At 65.0% G+C, this 1,322-nt stretch carries 2 protein-coding genes; both read left to right on the top strand.

The features are described from left to right. The coding region (locus Q0341_RS05540; RefSeq protein WP_366522674.1) for a helix-turn-helix domain-containing protein at positions 1-279 on the top strand (279 nt) is incomplete at its 5' end. A gap of 54 nt (positions 280-333) precedes the next feature. After that, positions 334-1,322, top strand: a 989-nt coding sequence (locus tag Q0341_RS05535) for an MFS transporter (protein WP_299511090.1), incomplete at its 3' end; no start/stop codon positions are given.

Here is a 1,322-nt window from a genome sequence, read left to right as displayed (position 1 = left end):
GTCATGGGCCCAGAAATGCAAGCGTTTGCACAGGATGTGCTCACCTCGAGCCAGCAAGTTCAGCGCGGAGAAGGCCGGATGCACCAGGTCACGCTGTCGGCCGCCGCCGAGGCGCGGGCCAAGGTGGGTTTGACGCAATCGGCCTTTGCGCAGTTGATGGGGGTGTCGGTGCGCACTTTGCAAAACTGGGAACAGGGCCGCAGCCAGCCCTCGGGGGCGGCGCAAACCTTGATCAAAGTCGCACAACAGTGGCCAGACGTGCTGCGATCGATGGCCTGAATTGAAACGCACCGACCCCCCCTGCCCCCCACCTCCCCCAAACCCTCATTGGCGGTGGCCTTCATTGTTTTGGCCCAGTGCCTGAGCACCTCGCTGTGGTTCAGTCCCAGCGGGGTGGCCGACAGCCTGATGCGCGATTGGCAGCTGAGCGCAGCCGCTTTCGGCTGGCTGTTGGCGGCCACACAACTGGGCTTCATTGCGGGCACGCTGGCGTTTGCTTTCAGCGGCGCAGCAGACCGCTTTCAGCCCACCCGCATTTTTGTGGTGTGCAGCTTGCTGGGGGCGCTGGCCAATGCCGCCGTCACCTGGGGCGTGACCGATTACGGCGTTTTCTGGAGCCTGCGCTTTGGGGTGGGCATGTGCTTGGCCGGCATTTACCCGTTGGGCATGAAGATGCTGGTGCAGCGCGTAGGCAGCAAGCCGGCGGCCGCCCTGGGTTGGCTGGTGGGCATGCTGACTTTGGGCACCGCCATGCCGCATGCCTTGCGCGCCTTGGGCCACAGCTTGCCTTGGCCTGAAGTGCTGATGGGCTCGTCGTTGTTGGCGGTGACCGGGGCGGTCCTGGTGGCCTGCATAGGGCAAGCACCGCGACCCCAAAGTGCCACACCCACCCAGAGCGCTGCCGCGCCCGTGCGCCTGAACGCGCAGGCCCTGCGCGAGGTCATCGCTGTGCGCGGCTTTCGCGCTTCGGCGCTGGGTTATTTTGGCCACATGTGGGAGCTGTACGCTTTTTGGAGCGTGCTGCCCTGGCTGAGCCTGCCGATTGCCCGCGCCTTGACAGAGCCGGGCCAGAGCTTGGCATCTTCGGTGGCGTGGATCGGTTTTGCCGTCATCGGCATCGGCTTTTTCGGCTGCGTGCTGGGCGGCATTTGGAGCCGCCGCGTGGGCAGCGCACGGGTGGCGGCCAGTGCCCTTGCCGCTTCGGGGTTGATGTGCGTGGTTTACCCCTTCATTCCGGACAGCTGGCCGCTGTTGCAACTGGGGGCTTTGCTGTTTTGGGGGTTTGCTGTCCCAGCCGATTCACCGCAGTTTTCGGCCATGTC

Origin of the sequence: uncultured Limnohabitans sp., assembly GCF_937889215.1 — a bacterium.
Lineage (GTDB): Bacteria > Pseudomonadota > Gammaproteobacteria > Burkholderiales > Burkholderiaceae_C > Limnohabitans_A.
The sequence above is the reverse complement of the archived record's forward strand: the minus strand, read 5'-3'. Positions and strand labels throughout refer to the sequence as shown.